The following is a 17,845-nucleotide window of genomic DNA, read 5'->3' as shown; positions in this document are numbered from 1 at the left end:
GAATGCCACGACGCCACCGGGCAACGTTCACGGAGAATTCACCCGGGAACGTCAGGTCGATCACCCGTATTGATCAGTGGTGAGGAGCCGTTCCGGTGCCGCAGGTCTTGACCGGTCCTTTCGCCTCCGGGCCGGTGCGATGTGCGAGTCTGGCAGGGGTGGCACGGGCCCAGGAACGGGATGGTGAAGATCCAATGCGCGAGGCGTATCACAAGGAACTAGAGACGATCACCGAGGCACTGGTCGAGATAGCGAACCTGGTCGGTTCGGCCATGGGGCGCGCCACCGGTGCCCTGCTCGACACCGACCTGCAGGTGGCGGAGCAGGTGATCTCCACCGAGGAGCGGATCGAGGAGCTGCAGCGGGACCTGGAGGAGCGGGCGATCGCGGTACTGGCCCGCCAGCAGCCGGTCGCCACGGACCTGCGGATGGTGGTCACCTCGCTGCGGATGAGCGCGGACCTGGAGCGCTGCGGTGTGCTGGCCCGGCATGTCGCCACGGTGGCCCGCCGCCGTTATCCCGCGCACGCCGTGCCGCAGGATCTTCGTCCCACGATCCTGGAGATGGGCCAGCTCGCCCAGCGGCTGATGGCCCAGGCCGCCGACGTGCTCATCACCCAGGACGTCGACGCGGCCCTGCGGCTCGAGCAGGACGACGACCGCATGGACGAGCTGCACCGCATGATCTTCCACCACCTGATGGACGACCGCTGGCACCACGGCGTCGAGACGGCCGTCGACGTCACCCTGGTCGGCCGCTACTACGAGCGCTTCGCCGACCACGCCGTCTCCGTCGCCCGCCGCGTGGTCTACCTCGTCACGGGCGAACGCGCCGACGACTACCTCCCCGACACCCCCCTGATGCCCTGACTGCTCGATCAAGTCCCCCTCAGGGCAGGGATGTTCGAGATTCCGTACCGCCACGGGTCCGCGGACGTTACCGTTCGGTAGACAGACGTTCCCGGAGGTGGCCCCATGACGCTCGACCGTGCCGCAGGACTGGCTGAGTCCGCACGGGCGCTGGCCGCCGGTGAGGTGACCTCCCGTGCGCTCGTCGAGCAGGCGCTGGCACGGATCGACGCGACGCAGTCCTCCCTCAACGCCTTTCGGGTCGTACGCGGCGAAGCCGCCCTCGCCGAAGCGGACGCCGCGGACCGGGAGTTGGCCGCCGGCGTCCGCAAACCGCTGCTCGGCGTGCCCGTCGCCGTCAAGGACGACATGGATGTGGCCGGCGAGCCGACCGCGTTCGGGTGCGAGGGGACGTTCCCGCCGGTGGCCCAGGACGGGGAGGCGGTGCGGCGGTTGCGGACCGCCGGAGCCGTCGTCGTCGGCAAGACCAACACCTGCGAGTTCGGGCAGTGGCCCTTCACCGAGGGCCCCGCGTTCGGCGCGACCCGCAACCCGTGGAATCCGGAGTACACCCCGGGCGGCTCCTCCGGAGGTTCGGCCGCCGCCGTCGCCGCCGGGCTCGTGCCCGCCGCACTGGGCTCCGACGGCGCCGGATCCGTCCGCATCCCCGCCTCCTGGACCCACCTGATCGGCATCAAGCCCCAGCGTGGCCGCATCTCCACCTGGCCCCGCGGCGAGTCCTTCCAGGGCATCACCGTCAACGGCACCCTCGCCCGTACCGTCGCCGACGCGGCCCTGCTGCTCGACGCGGCGAGCGGCAACCACGACCTCGACCCCCACCGCCCGGCCCGCATCGACGCCTCCGAGGCGGTCGGCCGCGATCCCGGCCGGCTGCGCATCGCACTCGCCCTCAAGCCGCCGTTCACCGCCCTGCCGGCCCGCCTGCAGCCGGAGGTGCGCCGACGCGTCGTCCAACTCGCCGAAAAACTCGGCTCCTTGGGGCACCTGGTGGAAGAGGCCGACCCGCCGTACGGCCAGATCGGGCTGACCTTCATCCCCCGCGCGACCGTCGGCCTCGCCGAACGCGTCCGCGAGGCCCCCTTCCCCGCCCTCCTCGACCGGCGCACCCGCGACGCCGCGCGGCTGGGGCGGCTGCTCGGTGGGGCACCGCTACGGGTGGCGCGGCAGCAGGAGGCGGTACTGCACCGTCGTATCGGCGCGTTCTTCCGCTCGTACGACGTCGTCCTCGCGCCCACCACGGCCGCTCCACCGCCGCGCATCGGCGCGATGCTGCCGCTGAGCGGGCTCGCCACCGACCGCGCGATGATCGCCGCCTGCCCCTACGCCTGGCCGTGGAACGTACTGGGCTGGCCCGGCGTCAACATCCCGGCCGGGTTCGTCGACGGACTGCCCGTCGGCGCCCAACTCCTGGGCCCCGCGGGCAGCGAACCGCTGTTGATCTCGCTCGCGGCGCAGGCGGAGGCCGAGTTGCGCTGGCACCAGGCGTGGCCGCCGCAGGTCGTCACCGATTCACCGGCGGCGTAGGCGGGGCGGGCCCGTACCCTGTGACCATGGACGATGCGTCGATGGTCGGGCTCATGGGGCGGGTCACCGGCACGGTCGGGCCCGGGCTGGTCGGCGAGGTGATCGTACGGGTGCGCGGCGGAGCCGAGCACTTCCTCGCGTATCCGGCCACCGGGACGGCGCGCATCGAGCGGGGCACGGTGGTGATGGTGGTGGAGTACCTGCCGCCGCGGACGGTCTACGTGACCGAGGCGTACGACGTCTGAGCCGCCCCCTCGCCCGGCTCCCTGACAACACGTGAGCCCGCTCCCGCGCAGGTGAGAGCCTGTTCAAGGGGGTGTGCGTCAAGAAAACGACAAGGATTCGCAGGCGTCTTCACCCCAGCGCCGCGCGGGAGCACACTCCCTTCGTTCGGTGCCGAGAGGGCACCATGCAAAGGGGGCGTATGCCGATGGTTGTCGGCGTCGTTGCGGGAGTGGTGGTCGCCGCCATTCTCGTTCTGATCGGTCTGTTCAAGGCGATGTGGCGTGTCGCGGAACCCAACGAGGCGCTGGTCATCTCCGGCTCCAAGCACCGTACCGAGGGCTTGGAGGAGGGCATGGGATTTCGCATCGTCACCGGGCGGGGCACCTTGGTGCTGCCCGGGGTGCAGGCGGTGCGCAAGCTCTCGCTCGACCTGAACGAGACCGAACTGCACGTGGACTGCGTGACCCACCAGGGCATCCCGCTCAAGGTGCGGGGCGTGGTCATCTTCAAGGTGGGCGACGACTTCGTGTCGATCGCCAACGCGTCCCGGCGGTTCCTGGACCAGCAGAAGCTGATGGCGGAGCGGGTGCACAACGTGTTCGCCGGTCATCTGCGGTCCATCGTCGGCGGGTTGACGGTCGAGGACATGATCCGCGACCGGGAGAAGCTCACCGCGCAGACCCGCGCCGCCTGCGGCACGGAGATGGAGAAGCTGGGGCTCATCGTCGACTCCCTGCAGATCCATGAGATCGAGGATCCCACCGGGTACATCCAGAACCTGGCGATGCCGCACGCGGCGGCCGTCCAGCGGGACGCCCGCATCGCCCAGGCGGAGGCGAACCGGCTGGCCACCGAGGCCGAGCAGCAGTCGTTCGCGCGGATGGCCGAGGCGACCCGGGACAGTGAGATCCTGCAGGCCGGCTACCAGGCCGAGCGGGACAAGGCGGCTGCGAAGGCGCGGCAGGCCGGTCCGCTGGCGGACGCGGGCGCACGGCAGGAGGTCGTCGTCCAGGAGACACGGGTCGCCGAACTCGAGGCGCACCGGCGGGAGCAGCAACTGCAGGCGGACGTCCGCAAGCCGGCGGACGCGAAGGCCTACGAGAAGCGCACGCTGGCCGAGGCCGAGCGTGACGCGCGGATCTCGGCGGCGCAGGCCAAGGCGAAGGAGACGGAGCTCGCGGCGGCGGCCGAGGCGACGCGGGTCAAGACGGCCGCGGGGGCCGAGGCCGAGGCGACCAAGACCCGGGGGTCCGCCACGGCGGCCGCCACCCGGGCCACGGGTGAGGCCGAGGCGGCGGCCGCGCAGGCGAGGGGTCTGGCGGACGCCGAGGCGACGAAGGCCAAGGGGCTCGCCGAGGCGGAGGCCATCAAGGCGCGCGCCGCCGCCCTCGCCGAGAACCAGGAGGCCGTCGTCGCGCAGCAACTGGCCGAGAACTGGCCGGAGATCGTGAAGGCGGGCGCGTCCGCCTTCGGCAGCGTCGACAACATGGTGGTGCTCAACGGGGCCGACGGCATGGCCGACATGCTCGCCAAGGCACTGACCATGGGCGGTACGGGCCTTGGCCTCGCCCGCCAGCTGCTCGCCTCGATGAACCAGAACTCCCAGCCCACGAACGGCACTTCCCCGTCACTGAACGGTATCGCGGCGCCGCCGTCGCAGAAGGTGCCGGTGGAGAAGGAGGGTTAGCGGACGGGGGTCCGCACAGCACACCCGGGGGTCCTCGGCTTCGAGGGCCCCCGGCCCGTGTGCGCCGCCGGTGCTCGCGGTTCGTGCCCCGTGTGCATCACGCGCCCTCTTGTCCGCCGCCGTCGTACCCGGCGAGCATCGCCCTGTATCCGGTCACGCGGTCACGGCCGCGACTCGAGGAGGACGCCCCGTGTTCGAGCCCCTGAAGAACCTCAAGGACAAGGCGGAGGACATCGCCGAAGCGCACGGCGAGGCCATCGGAGAAGGGCTGGAGAAGACGGGCGACATCATCGACGACCGCACGGACGGCAAGTACGGCGACCAGATCGACACCGGCGTGGAGAAGGCCAAGGACCTGGTGGAGCGGCTGCGCGCACAGGCCGCGGAAGAGTCCTCCGACTGAACCTGCCCGCGCACCGCCGTGCGGACAGACCTTAAGGTGCGTGCGTGACTGCGTTTACCGATGAGAACGTTCCCGGCCGCTGCGGCTCCAGTGCCACCACCGACGCCGATCCGCGCCAGGTGGGCGCGGTGCGTACCGAGTACTCCCCCGCGCATGACGGCGACCCCGACCCCGGCGAGATCGTGTGGACGTGGGTGCCGTTCGAGGAGAACGACGGCCGCGGCAAGGACCGCCCCGTCCTGGTCGTCGCCCGCGAGGCCACCGGCACCCTGCTCGCCGTCCAGCTGTCCAGCAAGCGGCACGACGACGACCGCGAGTGGGTCGCGATCGGCAGCGGGCCCTGGGACCGCTCGGGGCGTGACTCATGGGTCGACGTGGACAGGGTGCTGCGCCTGCACGAGGAGGGAATGCGCCGCGAGGCCTGTGCGCTCGACCGGGGACGGTTCAACCTGGTGCGGCAGCGGCTCGCGGAACGCTACGGGTGGAGCTGACCCGGCTGCCTGCCTCACACCGTCGAGAGGGCTGACCCCGGGCGATCTGCCGGCGGCCTCGCCTGTCTGACCATCCACCACCGCCGCCGCCCCGGCATGCGGATCAGCCGGGCGGGCTGAACAATCTCGCCGACTCGGGAACTCCGCCCGTCCTTCGTCCGTCTAGCCGGGTGGGTCCCCCGCAGCATCCCCCGTCTGCGGGGGACTCGCCGGCTTCCGGCGCGCGACAAGCGGGTTCGGCTACGGCTGGAGCCGGCGCTGCGGGAAGGCCCGTACGAACGCCGCTGTGACCATCTGACCGGCCGTGCGGTCCAGGATGCCGAACGTGATGTGCTCGAAGGTCCCGGCGAAGCGGCCGCCCGGGCCGAGCAGCGCGCGGAAGGCCCCCGCCACCTGCGCCGGGTCGTTCTGGAAGACTCCGCAGCCCCAGGCGCCCAGCACCAGGCGGCGGTAGCCCTGGGCCGCGGCCGTCTCCAGCACCCGCTCGGCGCGTGTCGTCAGGGCCCGCGGCAGCTCGGCGGCCCGCTCGGGCGCCGTACGGCGGACGACGCCGGCGTTCGGGGCCGCCGCCGTGAGGAAGCCGGCGGTGAACGGCTCGTCGAGCAGGCGGCCGCGGTCGTCGCGGAAGACGGGGACGGCCGGTGAGTGGATGACACGGTCCGTGTAGAACGGGTCACGGTGGGCGCGGTGGTGTTCGTAGAACTCCGGCGCCTGAAGCAGGCACGGGTAGAGCGCGGAGGCGCGGCACAGAGCCTCCTCCTGGGCCTGTGCGCCGTTCAGGAAGCCGCCGCCGGGGTTGCGGGCCGAGGCGAAGTTCAGCACCGCGACCTCGCCGCCGACCCGGCGGGCCGCCTCCGGACTGCTCTCGCCGGTTACCTCGAAGAACGTCTCGGCGGAAACGGCCCGCGGTGTCCGTATCGGATCGGGCCCGTACATGGCCGTACCGGCTCGGGCCGCCGCCACCGCCGCCGCGATGGACACCTCGCGTCCGTCGGGCGCGCGATACGTGCCCGCCGCCACGATCTGCTCGGTCTCGTGTGCGATGCCGCGCAGGCGCGCGCTCATGGCGCCACCCCCGTCGGCGCCATGTGCGCACCCCGTGCGCGCTCCCCCGTCGTGCTCATGAACGCATCCTGGGTGATGCTGGACATGCGGTGCAACGGAGTTTTCCGCTCCCGTGAACACCCTGGAAAACCGCAGGAAACACACGGATCGAGGAGATTACCGAGTCGGAACGTGCCGGTACGCACCCTTGTGCGAATCGACGCGAGGGTTTTGGGTGGGACGGGTGTCGCCGTCCGGGCGCCCCGGCGCTCCGGTCGACGGCACGGTGGAACCTCAGAAGGGATCCGACATGTCCGATTCAGCGACCGACTGCAGCGACTGTACGGAGCCTCGCACCGCCCTCACCGAAGCCGAGGTGGAGGCCCTGGTACGGGGCATATGTTTCAAGACCGGCCCGCCCCGAGGCGTCGGGGTCGAACTGGAATGGCTCGTCCACGAGCTGCGCGACCCGCGGCTCCCCGTGACACACGAACGACTCCGAGCGGCCTACGCCGCAGTGCGGACCGTGCCCCTGAGGTCGGCGCTCACCATAGAGCCCGGCGGCCAGCTGGAGCTGAGCTCGCCGCCCGCCGCCTCCCTGACGGAGTGCATCGGTATCGTGTCCGCCGACCTCGACGCCGTCCGTACGGCGCTCGCCGGGCACGGTCTCGGCCTGGCCGGCATCGGCCACGACCCCTGGCACTCCCCGCGCCGGTTCCTGCACGAGCCGCGCTACGACGCCATGGAGACCTGCCTGGACCGCACCGGTCCGGCCGGCCGCCGCATGATGTGCACCTCGGCGTCGGTGCAGGTGTGCCTGGACGCCGGGTACGAGGAGCCCGGTCCCCTCGGCCACGGACGGCGCTGGTGGCTGGCGCACCAGCTGGGCGCGGTCCTGGTGGCCGCCTTCGCCAACTCGCCGCTGGCCGACCGCGAGCCCACGGGCTGGCGCTCCACCCGGCAGCTGACCTGGATGGAGATCGGCGCCGACCGGGCGGGCGGACCCCCGCTGGAGGGCGATCCGCGTGCCGCCTGGGCCCGGCACGTCCTGGACTCGCCGGTGATGTGCGTACGGCGCGACGGCGGGCCCTGGGACGTTCCGGAGGGGCTGACCTTCCGGGAATGGACCAGGTCCGGGCGGCCGACCCGCGCCGATCTGGACTACCACATCACGACCCTGTTCCCGCCGGTCAGACCGCGCGGTTTCCTGGAGCTGCGCATGATCGACGCGCAGCCCGGCGAGGACGGCTGGATCGTCCCGCTCGCCGTGACCACGGCGCTCTTCGACGACCCCTGGGCCGCCGAGACCGCCTACCGCACGGTGAAGCCCCTGGCCGAGCGGGCCATGGCACTGCCCGCGCCGCACAACCCGCTGTGGCTGGACGCGGCCCGCTCGGGTCTCGCGGACCCCGAGCTGCACGAGGCGGCTATCACCTGTTTCGCCGCGGCGATCGAGGCGCTGCCCCGGATCGGCGCCACCCCCGAGGTCACGGCCGCCGTCACGGCGTACCGGGACCGTTATGTCGTTCAGGGCCGCACCCCGGCCGACGAGCTGCTCGATCGTGTGTACGACACGGCCGGGCGCACCCACGGGAAGGACCTCCGCACATGACCGACCCCGCCATCGACGCCGAGACGCTCCGTGAGCGGGCCCTGACCACCCTGATCACCGCGCGCGACCGCACCACGCTGCTGACCAGCTGCGTCGAGGAGCCCGACCTCACTGCCCAGCACTCGCCGCTGATGTCCCCGCTGGTGTGGGACCTCGCCCACATCGGCAACCAGGAGGAGCTGTGGCTGCTGCGGGGCGTCGCCGGCCGGGAGGCGATACGTCCCGAGATCGACGGCCTGTACGACGCCTTCGAGCACCCGCGTTCGGAGCGGCCCTCGCTGCCGCTGCTGCCGCCCGCCGAGGCCCGCGCCTACGCGGCCGAGGTGCGCGGGCGGGTGATGGACGTGCTGGAGCGCGCCGACTTCCACGGCACTCGGCTGACGGAGGCCGGCTTCGCCTTCGGGATGATCGCCCAGCACGAACAGCAGCACGACGAGACAATGCTGATCACCCATCAGCTCCGCAAGGGTCCGCAGGCCCTGACGGCTCCCGACCCGGAGCCGGTCCCGCTGTCCACCGGGCCTGCCGAAGTCCTCGTCCCCGGCGGCCCGTTCACCATGGGCACCTCCAGCGAGCCGTGGGCGCTGGACAACGAACGCCCCGCGCACCGGCGCGAGGTGGCTTCCTTCCACATCGACACCACACCGGTCACGAACGGCGCCTACCAGGCGTTCATCGACGACGGCGGCTACGACAACGAACGCTGGTGGACGGCGGAGGGCTGGGCGCACATCCGCGAACACTCCATCACCGCCCCGCTGTTCTGGCGCCGTCACGGCAAGCAGTGGCTGCGGCGCCGCTTCGGCGTCACCGAGGTCGTGCCGCCCGACGAGCCGGTCGTCCACGTGTGCTGGTACGAGGCCGACGCGTACGCCCGCTGGGCCGGGCGGCGGCTGCCCACCGAGGCCGAGTGGGAGAAGGCCGCCCGGCACGATCCGGCCGGGAACCGCTCGACGCGCTACCCGTGGGGCGACGCCGACCCTGCCCCGGAGCACGCCAACCTCGGCCAGCGGCATCTGCGCCCGGCCCCGGCGGGCAGCTACCCGGCCGGGGAATCGCCCCTCGGCGTACGGCAGTTGATCGGTGACGTGTGGGAGTGGACGGCGAGCGACTTCCTGCCGTACCCGGGCTTCGAGGCGTTCCCGTACAAGGAGTACTCGGAGGTGTTCTTCGGACCGGAGTACAAGGTGCTGCGCGGCGGCTCGTTCGCCGTGGACCCGGTGGCCTGCCGGGGCACGTTCCGCAACTGGGACTACCCGATCCGGCGGCAGATCTTCTCCGGGTTCCGCACCGCCCGGTCCGCGGGAGACGTCTGATGTGCCGTCATCTGGCGTATCTGGGCCCCGAGGAGCCGCTGGGCCGGCTCCTCGTGGAGCCCGCGCACAGCCTGTACCGCCAGTCCTGGGAGCCCCGGCGGCAGCGGTACGGGACGGTCAACGCCGACGGTTTCGGGGTGGGCTGGTATGCCGAGGGCGACCCGGTGCCGGCCCGTTACCGGCGGGCCGGACCCATCTGGGCGGACCTGTCCTTCGCGGACCTCGCGCGGGTGATCCGCACCGGCGCGCTGCTGGCCGCCGTACGCGACGCGACCCTCTCGGGCGCCGACGCAGAGGCCGCGGCGGCCCCCTTCGCCACCGGGCCCTGGCTGTTCAGCCACAACGGTGCCGTCAAGGGCTGGCCGCGGTCGCTCGCGCCGCTGGTGGAGAGCCTGCCCGCGGTCGACGTGCTGTCCCTGGAAGCTCGCAACGACTCGGCGCTCGTCTGGGCGCTGGTCCTGGCCCGGCTGCGGGCCGGCGACGAGGAGGGGCAGGCGCTGGCCGACACCGTGCTGGAGGTCGCCGAGGCGGCCCCCGGTTCCCGGCTCAACCTGCTGCTCACCAACGGCGAGACCATCACCGCCACCGCCTGGGGCGACACCCTCTGGTATCTCACCTCCCCCGGCCGCAGCACCGTCGTGGCCTCCGAGCCCTACGACGACGATCCGCACTGGCAGGAGGTCCCCGACCGCACCCTGCTCGCGGCGAGCCGCACCGACGTGCTGCTCACCCCTCTGAAGGAGCCGAGCGAGACCTTGGCCACCGCACCGTCGAAGGAGCCCCGTACGTGAGTCCGTTCCTTCTCACCCGCACCCTGCCCGAGGACGCCACCGACGCCGCCCTGCGCGCCGACGTCCAGCAGGGCCTGGCCGGCACGCCGAAGACCCTGCCGCCGAAGTGGTTCTACGACGCCCACGGCAGCGAGATCTTCGAGCAGATCACCGAACTGCCCGAGTACTACCCCACCCGCGCCGAACGCGAGATCCTCGTCGCCCGCGCCGGCGACATCGCCGCGGCGACCCGGGCCCGTACGCTCGTCGAACTGGGCTCCGGCTCCTCGGAGAAGACCCGGTACATCATCGACGCGCTCGGCGAACTGCACACCTACGTCCCCGTGGACGTCAGCGAGAGCGCGCTCACGCAGGCCGGGCACGCGCTCATCGCCGAACGCCCGGGGCTCCAGGTACACGCTCTCATCGCCGACTTCACGGCGAGTCTGGCCCTGCCGGACACGCCGGGTCCCCGGCTGATCGCCTTCCTGGGCGGGACGATCGGCAACCTGCTGCCGGTCGAACGGGCCGCGTTCTTCGCCGCGATCCGCTCCCTGCTCTCCCCCGGTGACGCGCTGCTGCTCGGCACGGACCTGGTCAAGGACGAGAAGGTGCTGGTGCGGGCGTACGACGACGCGGCCGGGGTGACGGCAGCCTTCAACAAGAACGTCCTGACCGTCGTCAACCGGGAACTGCACGCCGACTTCGATCCCGGCGCCTTCGACCACGTGGCCCTGTGGGACCGGGAGAACGAGTGGATCGAGATGCGGCTGCGCTCCCGTACCACCCAGACGGTGAAGATCCCGGCACTGGATCTCGCCGTCGACTTCGCGGAGGACGAGGAGCTGCGCACGGAGGTGTCGGCGAAGTTCCGCAAGGAGGGCATCCGCGCCGAACTGGCCTCCGCGGGGCTGGATCTGGAGCACTGGTGGACGGACGAAGAAGGGCGGTTCGCGTTGTCGCTGAGCGTGGTGCGCTGACCGCCGGACTCCTCAGTCCAGGCGGTTCAGGACCGCCGTGATGCGCCGGGAGGCCTTGCGGGCCTCGGTCGCCGGGTCCGCGCCGGTGAGCACCCGCGTCATGTACTGCTTGATCGGGTTGTCCTCCTCGACCGCGCCCCACTGCGGGGTGGCGGGGGTCGCCCGGCCCCGTGCGGCACCGGCCGCCATGGCCGCGACCCCCTCCTCACCGGCGACGTGCCTGGCGAGGGACCTCTTGTTGGGGACGTAGTTCATGGCGCGCGCCAGCTCGGTGTCCCACCGGGCGCCGGTGAGCGCGGCGACGACGGCCACCGCGCCGTCCTGGTCGCGGGTGTTGTTCGGTACGACGAGGTCGGAGCCGCCGATGAAGACGGCGCCGGGCCGCCCGGCGACCTTGCCCGGCACCGGGAAGAAGCCCAGCCTGCCCTGCAGGCCGGGGTTCTGCTGGACGACGGTGCGGGCCAGACCGGGCAGCGCGATGATCTGTGCGACCCGCCCCTTGGCGAACACGCCGGCCTGGGGCGGGTGTTCCTCGTCGGCGCCGGTCGGACCGTCGCCGAGTGCCTGCAGGCGCCGGTAGAAGTCCATGCCGCGCAGGGCGGCCGGGGTGTCCAGCGAGCCCCGCCAGCCGGCGCCGTCGCTGCCTCCGTCGTCCGCCAGGCCGCCCCCCTCCTCCCAGATGAAGCCGGCCAGGGTGTACCAGTCCTGTCCCGCGAGGTAAATGCCTTGATTACCACGGGAGTTGAGGCGTTCGGTGACGGTGAGCCACTCGTCGTGCGTGCGGGGCGGGGAGGTGATGCCGGCCTTCGCGAAGAGGTCCTTGCGGTAGATGACGACACGGTTGGCCGCGTACCAGGGGATGCCGTACTGGTGGGACATGAGCTGCCCCGGCTCGGCGAGGCCGGCCAGCCAGTCGCGGCTGCCCCAGTGCAGGGCCGACTCCAGTGTCAGGTCCAGCAGCCGGTCGTCCTCGACGTACTGCGGGACCTGGGTGTTGCCGACCTCGATGACGTCGGGGCCGGTGCCCGAGTCGTCGTCGAGCGCGCGCTGGACCTTCTGGCCGATGCCGCTCCACTGCTGGATGCGGATGTCCAGGCGCAAATGGCCGTTGTCGCGCTCGAACGCCTCGGTGAAGCGGTGCAGGAAGTCCGGCGAGGCGCTGTCCTTCATCAGCCACACGGTGACGGTGCGTCTGCCTCCCCCGCCCGGCATGAATCCGCACCCGCCGAGCAGGCCGAGGGAGGCGAGGGAGAGAAGGCTTCGACGTCTCACGGGGGGTCCTGTTCTGTCTGACGGACAGGGCGAAGGTCCCGGCGTGGGGGGACGAGCGGTAGCTCGTACGGGCGTGCCCGGGAGTTTGGTATGGACCAATACCGGGCGTCAAGGGGCGCCGTGGCAAGTAACCGGACGTCTCGCGCTCCGCCGCAGCTTGGGGCACGGTGGAGTGACGCGCGACACACGTGACGCTCCGGTCATCAGGGGCGTACGGAGAGGAGCACCCGCATGTCGAACCACACCTACCGGGTCACCGAGATCGTCGGCACCTCGCAGGACGGCGTCGACCAGGCCATCCGCAACGGCATCAGCCGAGCCTCCCAGACGCTGCGCAATCTGGACTGGTTCGAGGTGGTGCAGGTACGCGGCCAGATCGAGGAGGGAGAGATCGCGCACTGGCAGGTGGGCCTGAAGGTGGGATTCCGGCTCGACGAGTCCGACTGACGGACCGCTTTCACCGGGCCTTCCCCGAACCTCAGGTACGCCCCTCCCCCTCCTGCGCCTTCTTCAGCGCCGCGGAGGGGGCGGTCCAGCGTGCCCATACGACCCGGAACCCGGCCCGTTCCGCGTCCTCGCACACCAGCTCGTCGTCGTCCACGAACACCCGGATCTCCCGGGTACGGGCGAGACGGCGGAGGATCTCCAGCTTGGTACGCCGGGCGGGCCTGCGGTCGTCGTCGCGCCGCATGAACACCCGCCCTTCCGGCAGCCCTTGCGCCGTCAGCCACGCCAGCGTGTCCCGGCGGCAGCGCTCGGGCCGCCCCGTCAGATAGACCACCTCGCACTCCTTCGCGCTCTCCAGCACCAGCGCGATGCCCTCCACGAGCGGCGGGTCCTGCGGCGCGGCGGCGAAGAACGCGTCCCAGTCCCGCGGACTGCGCTCCAGGAAGCGCTGACGGTGGGCGGTGTCGGCGAGGGTGTTGTCCAGGTCGAAGACGGCGAGGGGACGATCACTGCTGTCGGTCACGCCCCCACCTTAGGCAGACACCTTCCGGCACTCACGCCCGCATGTGGCCGGCCTGCTCAGGCGTCCGGAAACCCGTCGAGCAGCAGCTGGGCGGCCACCTTCGCTCCGTCCGTGCGGACCCTGGCGGCCACGGACCTCGCGAGGTCCTGCGTCTCCGGCGTCAGGGCCGTCTTGAGGGCGGCGGAGAGGGACTCGACGGTCGGTGTCGGGCCGTCGTGGGCGGCGCCGATGCCCAGTTCGGCGACGCGGGCGGCCCAGCGCGGCTGGTCCACGATCTGGGGGACGATCACCTGGGGCGCCCCGGCCCGGGCGGCCGTCTGCGTGGTGCCCGCGCCTCCATGGTGCACGACGGCCGCGACCCGGCCGAACAGGGCCTGGTGGTTGACCTCGCCTCATTCGGGGGCCCTCAGATCTGCCAGGTGCTGGAGTACTGGATGTGCAGGCTTCCAGGTACATGGCGACGGGTCCGTACGGGCCAGGAGCCCGGATTGATCTCCACGCAGAAATGCCCCGCGTTCGGATGGCGGTGGAGATAGGACGGGGCCTCGTCGACGAGACCGCGGAGCGCGGTGCCGTACTCGCGGAACGCGGTGGAACTGCCCACGACGAAGAGCGTGTGCGCGGCGATGTGGAATGCGAGGTGGTCGCGGTACGCCGGGTGGTGTCGCCGCGCGTAGTCGATGGCGCTCTCGTCGGGGAAGTCCTCGGCCGGGGTGGCCGTCGTGTGCGGTTTGCCCACGCCGAGCCGTGCCCGGATCTGCTTCCACGAGGCGGTCGGGAACCGCAGGCTGTGGTGGACCAGCACCAGGTCCAGTGAGACCGGCTCCCCCTCACTCATGACGCCGTCAGGGACCGGGTTGGCCCGGATCGGCAGGTAGACCAGCGAATGGGCGGACCGGGCGGCCAAGGCCCACAGGGCGACGAGTGAGGCAGCGCCCGGCCGGTCCGCGTACATCGACAGCCAGTGACGGTCGTCGCGCAAGGCCAGTCGGGCCGGGGTCGAGTCGGCCCGGACCACCCGGAACTCGTTGCTCCCCAGCCGAACTCCGTGGATGTGCACCCGCTGTTTCACAACGAGCATCGGACCATGCCGGCCGCTCCCGACCCAATCGATTTCATCTCCGCGCGTCGGAGCAGGGGCAGGAATCCTGGGGTCCGTCAGGCGTTGAAGCTTTGTATGAGCTCCCTGATCGCCCGGACCCGCTTCTCCGTTCTCGACCGTTCCCGGACCCGCGAGGGGCACACCGACGCGGAGGCGCTGCGGGACACCGTGCGGCTGGCGCGGGAGCTGGAGGGGCTGGGATATCACCGCTTCTGGGTGTCGGAGCACCATGGCGTGCCCGGGGTCGCCGGTTCCGCGCCGACCGTGCTGGCCTCCGCCGTCGCGGCGGCGACTCGGACGATACGGGTAGGCACCGGTGGTGTGATGCTGCCCAATCATCAACCCCTCGTCGTGGCCGAGCAGTTCGGGGTGCTGGAGTCGCTGTTCCCGGGCCGGATCGACATGGGGCTGGGGCGGTCGGTGGGCTTCACCGACGGGGTGCGCAGGGCGCTGGGCCGCGACAAGGGGGACGCCGAGGACTTCGCCGGCCAACTGGAGGAACTGCTCGGCTGGTTCACCGGATCGTCCCCCACGGGCGTACACGCGCGCCCCGCCGAGGGGCTGTCCGTGCCGCCCTTCGTGCTGGCGATGGGCGAGGGCGCCGCGATCGCCGCCCGCGCCGGTCTGCCGATGGTCATCGGCGACCTCCGGAACAGGCAGCAGATGCAGCGCGGCATCGATCACTACCGTGAACGGTTCCGCCCCTCCTCCTGGGCCCGGGAGCCGTACGTCGTCATCTCGGGCACGATCGCGGTGGCCGGCTCGCCGGAGGAGGCGCGGCGGCTGCTGATTCCGGAGGCCTGGTCGATGGCGTACTCGCGCACGCACGGCACGTTCCCGCCCCTGCCGCCCGCCGAGCGCGTCGAGGCGCTGACGATGACCGAGAAGCAACGCGGCTTCTACGAGTCCGGGCTCACCGGCCATCTCGCCGGGACCGAGGAGCAGGTCACCCATGAGCTGGAGACGGTCCTGAAGGAGACGGGAGCCCAGGAGGTCCTGGTGACGACGAGCACGCACGACCGGACGGCCCTGCTGGACTCTTACCGGAGCCTGGCCGGAATCTTCGCCCGCCAGTAGTCACTGGGCAGTTGCCGATCCTGGCCGCCCTCAGCGGTGGGCGGGGGCGCCCGGTGTTTCGTTCGGCAGGGTGACCACGCCGCCGATCTCCTCGGGTACGTGGGCCAGTTCGGCAAGGAGCGTGAGTCTGTTGAGCAGGTCGTAGCCCTCGAGCACCAGCATGGGATCGCCCTGGTACGACTCGAGGTTGAGCACCGCGGCCTGCACGTTGCCCACCTCGGTGACCAGCATGGGTATGCCCGGGTGGCCGAGGACGCGTGCCGCGCCGGCGCGCTGGTACATGAGCGGCATCAGCCGGTACCCGCTGCCGTTGTCGATCGTTTCCAGGTCACTGTCGCTGAGCCGCAGAAGCTGCGTGCGCGCGTGGCTTGTGACGCGTTCGAGGGTGCGCAGGTCCTCGTCGGAGATCGCGAAGGCCCGTAACGCCGACCTCCGCGTTTCGCCGAAGGCCTCTTCGCTTCTCTCACGTCTGCCGAACATCGGCATGGTGCGGAACTCCTTCCGTGAGACAGCCCTCTCTGCGAGAGCCGTCTCCCCGCCGCCAAGATAATTGAATCGTGACACCTCAGACCGGGTGCCATGCCGAATATGCCCGTGCTCGGGCAGGGCACGGCCGTCGCGTGCGTCGCTCGCATAGAATTACGGAGTTTGTCCCGCCCTGGTCGACGTCCGTACGGAGTCCCCGCATGTCGAGCCCACACGACCCGTACGTCCGTGTCCGCGGAGCCCGGGAGCACAAAGTCAAGGGCGTGGACGTCGACATTCCCCGGGACGTGGTGGCGGTGTTCACGGGGGTGTCCCGGTCGGGGAAGTCCTCGCCGGCGTCCGGCACGATCTACGCCGAGGCGCAGCGGCGTTACTTCGAGTCGGTCGCCCCGTACGCCCGCCGGCTGATCCACCAGGCGGGCGCGCCCAAGGTCGGCGAGATCACGGGGCTGCCGCCGGCGGTCTCGCTCGAACAGCGCCGCTCGGCGCCGACCTCCCGCTCCTGCGTCGGCACGGTCACCAACTCTCCAACTCGCCGCGCATGCTCTTCTCCCGCGCCGGCGACTACCCGCCGAGCGCCTCGACTCCGACTCCTTCTCCCCCAACACGGCCGTCGGAGCCTGCCCGGAGTGCCACGCCGTGGACCGGCCCTGGCGTGCACTGCCCGCCGAGCAGCGGGAGTGGATCCTGTTCACCGAGGAACAGCCGGTCGTCACCGTGCACCCGGTGCGGGACGCGGACCGTATCCAACGGCCGTACCAGGGCACGTACATGAGCGCCCACCGGTATGTCATGAAGACCTTCTCGGACTCCAGGAGCGCGACCCTGCGCGCCCGGGCGGAACGCTTCCTTACCAGCGCTCCCTGTCCGGTCTGCGGCGGCAGCAGGCTGCGGCCGAGTCGACGAACGACACAAGCCTGCCGACCCCGCGACCCGCCGCCGCGGCGCGTGTCCGGTGCGGCGGCCCGGCCTGACCTGCCTCGTACCCTGTCCCCGTGTCAGCCTCCCGTCTCCACCGTGTCGCCGTCCTCGTGCTGGAGGGTGCCAAGCCACTCGACGTCGGGATTCCCGCCCAGGTCTTCACGACGCGGGCGAGCATGCCCTACGAGGTGCGGGTGTGCGGGGCGGCACCGGGGCTCGTCAACGGCGGCGACGGGCTGTCGTACTCCGTCGCCGACGGCCTCGACGCGCTCGCGTGGGCCGACATCGTGTTCATCCCCGGATACCGCTTCCCGGACCGCGAGGATCCACCGCGGGCCGTCGTCGACGCGCTGATCGCCGCCCATGAGCGGGGCGCGCGGCTCGCGGCCATCTCCACCGGTGCCTTCGCCCTCGCCGCCACCGGACTGCTCGACGGCAGACGCGCGACCACGCACTGGCACTACACGCGGGCGCTCGCCGCGAAGCATCCGCGCGTCAAGGTCGACGAGAACGTGCTCTTCGTCGACGAGGGCAGCGTCCTCACCTCGGCCGGGGCCGCCTCCGGCATCGACCTGTGCCTGCACATCCTGCGCGGGGATCTCGGCGTGGCCGCCTCCAACCACGCCGCCCGGCGCCTGGTCGCCGCCCCCTACCGCAGCGGCGGTCAGGCGCAGTACGTGCCGCGCAGTGTGCCCGAGCCGCTGGGTGAGCGCTTCGCCGCCACCCGGGAGTGGGCGCTGCGCCGGCTCGACGAGCACCTGAGCCTCGACGTGCTGGCCCGGCACGCGGGGGTGTCGGCGCGCACCCTGTCCCGGCGCTTCGTCGAGGACACCGGTTACACACCGATGCAGTGGGTGATGCGCGCCCGCATCGACATGGCCCGTGAGCTGCTGGAACGCTCGCAGCGCAGCGTCGAGCAGATCGCGGCCGACGTGGGGCTCGGTACGGGGGCGAACCTGCGGCTGCACTTCCAGCGGATCCTCGGCACCACGCCCAGCGAGTACCGGCACACCTTCGCACGAGGCGAGTGACCTGTCGCGGCCGGCCTGGCGGGATCCTTTTGAACCATGGCGATCGCGCCGCTGTCCCGGACGGA

Annotated in this window: 18 protein-coding genes and 2 pseudogenes; 14 read left to right on the top strand and 6 right to left on the bottom strand. The window is 71.6% G+C overall.

From position 1 onward, the window contains the following. Positions 1-194 precede the first annotated feature (194 nt). The 6 genes from phoU (at position 195) to ABZ453_RS39410 (ending at position 5,199) form a co-directional block, all read left to right on the top strand. Positions 195-869: a phosphate signaling complex protein PhoU gene (gene phoU / locus ABZ453_RS39435; protein ID WP_359022989.1), complete on the top strand. Its 675-nt coding sequence runs from the start codon at positions 195-197 to the stop codon at positions 867-869. A gap of 105 nt (positions 870-974) precedes the next feature. After that, a complete protein-coding gene (locus ABZ453_RS39430) occupies positions 975-2,393 on the top strand; it encodes an amidase (protein ID WP_359022987.1) in 1,419 nt (472 codons plus the stop codon). Between the two features lie 26 nt (positions 2,394-2,419). Beyond that, the gene (locus ABZ453_RS39425) at positions 2,420-2,638 is read left to right on the top strand and encodes a hypothetical protein (protein ID WP_356765265.1); all 219 of its coding nucleotides are present in this window, start codon (positions 2,420-2,422) and stop codon (positions 2,636-2,638) included. A 179-nt stretch (positions 2,639-2,817) separates the two neighbouring features. Next, a complete protein-coding gene (locus ABZ453_RS39420; RefSeq protein ID WP_359022985.1) occupies positions 2,818-4,305 on the top strand; it encodes an SPFH domain-containing protein in 1,488 nt (495 codons plus the stop codon). Positions 4,306-4,495: 190 nt separating this feature from the next. Then, on the top strand, positions 4,496-4,708 hold the full coding sequence (locus tag ABZ453_RS39415) for an antitoxin (RefSeq protein WP_359022983.1): 213 nt from the start codon (positions 4,496-4,498) through the stop codon (positions 4,706-4,708). A 44-nt stretch (positions 4,709-4,752) separates the two neighbouring features. Beyond that, positions 4,753-5,199, top strand: coding sequence for a type II toxin-antitoxin system PemK/MazF family toxin (locus ABZ453_RS39410; RefSeq protein WP_359022981.1), 447 nt, complete (start codon positions 4,753-4,755; stop codon positions 5,197-5,199). Positions 5,200-5,439: 240 nt separating this feature from the next. Here the strand turns inward: ABZ453_RS39410 and ABZ453_RS39405 are convergent, their stop codons facing one another. Beyond that, a complete protein-coding gene (locus ABZ453_RS39405; protein WP_359022979.1) occupies positions 5,440-6,264 on the bottom strand; it encodes a TIGR02452 family protein in 825 nt (274 codons plus the stop codon). 289 nt (positions 6,265-6,553) lie between these two features. Between ABZ453_RS39405 and egtA the strand changes: the two genes are divergently transcribed. The 4 genes from egtA to egtD are packed head-to-tail and all read left to right on the top strand — an operon-like array spanning position 6,554 to position 10,921. Further along, entirely contained in the window at positions 6,554-7,855 is a 1,302-nt protein-coding gene (gene egtA, locus ABZ453_RS39400) for an ergothioneine biosynthesis glutamate--cysteine ligase EgtA (RefSeq protein WP_359022977.1), read from the top strand. After that, positions 7,852-9,171, top strand: a complete 1,320-nt coding sequence (gene egtB, locus ABZ453_RS39395; RefSeq protein ID WP_359022975.1) for an ergothioneine biosynthesis protein EgtB — start codon at positions 7,852-7,854, stop codon at positions 9,169-9,171. The genes egtA and egtB overlap by 4 nt, the downstream gene beginning before the upstream one ends. After that, positions 9,171-9,962 (top strand): ergothioneine biosynthesis protein EgtC, encoded by a 792-nt coding sequence (gene egtC, locus ABZ453_RS39390; protein WP_356765253.1) that lies wholly within the window; start codon positions 9,171-9,173, stop codon positions 9,960-9,962. The genes egtB and egtC overlap by 1 nt, the downstream gene beginning before the upstream one ends. Beyond that, complete coding sequence (gene egtD, locus ABZ453_RS39385; RefSeq protein ID WP_359022973.1) at positions 9,959-10,921, top strand: L-histidine N(alpha)-methyltransferase; 963 nt, start codon at positions 9,959-9,961, stop codon at positions 10,919-10,921. Before egtC ends, egtD begins: the two co-directional genes overlap by 4 nt. A gap of 12 nt (positions 10,922-10,933) precedes the next feature. Here the strand turns inward: egtD and ABZ453_RS39380 are convergent, their stop codons facing one another. Beyond that, positions 10,934-12,133 (bottom strand): extracellular solute-binding protein, encoded by a 1,200-nt coding sequence (locus ABZ453_RS39380; RefSeq protein ID WP_359023059.1) that lies wholly within the window; start codon positions 12,131-12,133, stop codon positions 10,934-10,936. 291 nt (positions 12,134-12,424) lie between these two features. Here ABZ453_RS39380 and ABZ453_RS39375 point away from each other — a divergent pair, with 291 nt between their 5' ends. Then, on the top strand, positions 12,425-12,640 hold the full coding sequence (locus tag ABZ453_RS39375; protein WP_359022971.1) for a dodecin: 216 nt from the start codon (positions 12,425-12,427) through the stop codon (positions 12,638-12,640). A 31-nt stretch (positions 12,641-12,671) separates the two neighbouring features. Here the strand turns inward: ABZ453_RS39375 and ABZ453_RS39370 are convergent, their stop codons facing one another. The 3 genes and pseudogenes from ABZ453_RS39370 to ABZ453_RS39360 form a co-directional block, all read right to left on the bottom strand. Then, positions 12,672-13,163, bottom strand: coding sequence for a hypothetical protein (locus ABZ453_RS39370; protein WP_359022969.1), 492 nt, complete (start codon positions 13,161-13,163; stop codon positions 12,672-12,674). 56 nt (positions 13,164-13,219) lie between these two features. Next, a pseudogene (locus ABZ453_RS39365) lies at positions 13,220-13,555 on the bottom strand (nucleotide disphospho-sugar-binding domain-containing protein); the annotation flags it as partial. A gap of 14 nt (positions 13,556-13,569) precedes the next feature. Beyond that, on the bottom strand, positions 13,570-14,244 hold the full coding sequence (locus ABZ453_RS39360) for a hypothetical protein (protein ID WP_359022967.1): 675 nt from the start codon (positions 14,242-14,244) through the stop codon (positions 13,570-13,572). A 96-nt stretch (positions 14,245-14,340) separates the two neighbouring features. Here ABZ453_RS39360 and ABZ453_RS39355 point away from each other — a divergent pair, with 96 nt between their 5' ends. Then, a complete protein-coding gene (locus ABZ453_RS39355) occupies positions 14,341-15,342 on the top strand; it encodes an LLM class flavin-dependent oxidoreductase (RefSeq protein ID WP_359022965.1) in 1,002 nt (333 codons plus the stop codon). 30 nt (positions 15,343-15,372) lie between these two features. On the opposite strand, the gene ABZ453_RS39350 is transcribed toward ABZ453_RS39355, so the two are convergent. After that, positions 15,373-15,828: a hypothetical protein gene (locus ABZ453_RS39350; protein ID WP_359022963.1), complete on the bottom strand. Its 456-nt coding sequence runs from the start codon at positions 15,826-15,828 to the stop codon at positions 15,373-15,375. 200 nt (positions 15,829-16,028) lie between these two features. Here ABZ453_RS39350 and ABZ453_RS39345 point away from each other — a divergent pair. Further along, positions 16,029-16,809, top strand: a pseudogene (locus tag ABZ453_RS39345) (hypothetical protein); the annotation flags it as partial. Between the two features lie 14 nt (positions 16,810-16,823). Further along, positions 16,824-17,780: a helix-turn-helix domain-containing protein gene (locus tag ABZ453_RS39340; RefSeq protein WP_359022961.1), complete on the top strand. Its 957-nt coding sequence runs from the start codon at positions 16,824-16,826 to the stop codon at positions 17,778-17,780. Positions 17,781-17,845 lie beyond the last annotated feature (65 nt).

This window comes from Streptomyces sp. NPDC005799 (genome assembly GCF_040630525.1).
In the GTDB taxonomy this organism is placed as follows: domain Bacteria; phylum Actinomycetota; class Actinomycetes; order Streptomycetales; family Streptomycetaceae; genus Streptomyces; species Streptomyces griseorubiginosus_B.
Note: the sequence above shows the minus strand (reverse complement) of the source record. Positions and strands in the feature narration are given on the sequence as shown.

What these genes read in the sequence shown, in the direction of transcription:
- ABZ453_RS39380 (WP_359023059.1), bottom strand. Translation starts at nt 12,133, where the DNA reads ATGCCGGGCGGGGGAGGCAGACGCACCGTCACCGTGTGGCTGATGAAG.
- phoU (WP_359022989.1), top strand. Translation starts at nt 195, where the DNA reads ATGCGCGAGGCGTATCACAAGGAACTAGAGACGATCACCGAGGCACTG.
- egtC (WP_356765253.1), top strand. Translation starts at nt 9,171, where the DNA reads ATGTGCCGTCATCTGGCGTATCTGGGCCCCGAGGAGCCGCTGGGCCGG.
- egtB (WP_359022975.1), top strand. Translation starts at nt 7,852, where the DNA reads ATGACCGACCCCGCCATCGACGCCGAGACGCTCCGTGAGCGGGCCCTG.
- ABZ453_RS39430 (WP_359022987.1), top strand. Translation starts at nt 975, where the DNA reads ATGACGCTCGACCGTGCCGCAGGACTGGCTGAGTCCGCACGGGCGCTG.
- ABZ453_RS39425 (WP_356765265.1), top strand. Translation starts at nt 2,420, where the DNA reads ATGGACGATGCGTCGATGGTCGGGCTCATGGGGCGGGTCACCGGCACG.
- ABZ453_RS39355 (WP_359022965.1), top strand. Translation starts at nt 14,341, where the DNA reads ATGAGCTCCCTGATCGCCCGGACCCGCTTCTCCGTTCTCGACCGTTCC.
- ABZ453_RS39375 (WP_359022971.1), top strand. Translation starts at nt 12,425, where the DNA reads ATGTCGAACCACACCTACCGGGTCACCGAGATCGTCGGCACCTCGCAG.
- egtA (WP_359022977.1), top strand. Translation starts at nt 6,554, where the DNA reads ATGTCCGATTCAGCGACCGACTGCAGCGACTGTACGGAGCCTCGCACC.
- ABZ453_RS39420 (WP_359022985.1), top strand. Translation starts at nt 2,818, where the DNA reads ATGCCGATGGTTGTCGGCGTCGTTGCGGGAGTGGTGGTCGCCGCCATT.
- ABZ453_RS39360 (WP_359022967.1), bottom strand. Translation starts at nt 14,244, where the DNA reads ATGCTCGTTGTGAAACAGCGGGTGCACATCCACGGAGTTCGGCTGGGG.
- ABZ453_RS39350 (WP_359022963.1), bottom strand. Translation starts at nt 15,828, where the DNA reads ATGCCGATGTTCGGCAGACGTGAGAGAAGCGAAGAGGCCTTCGGCGAA.
- ABZ453_RS39405 (WP_359022979.1), bottom strand. Translation starts at nt 6,264, where the DNA reads ATGAGCGCGCGCCTGCGCGGCATCGCACACGAGACCGAGCAGATCGTG.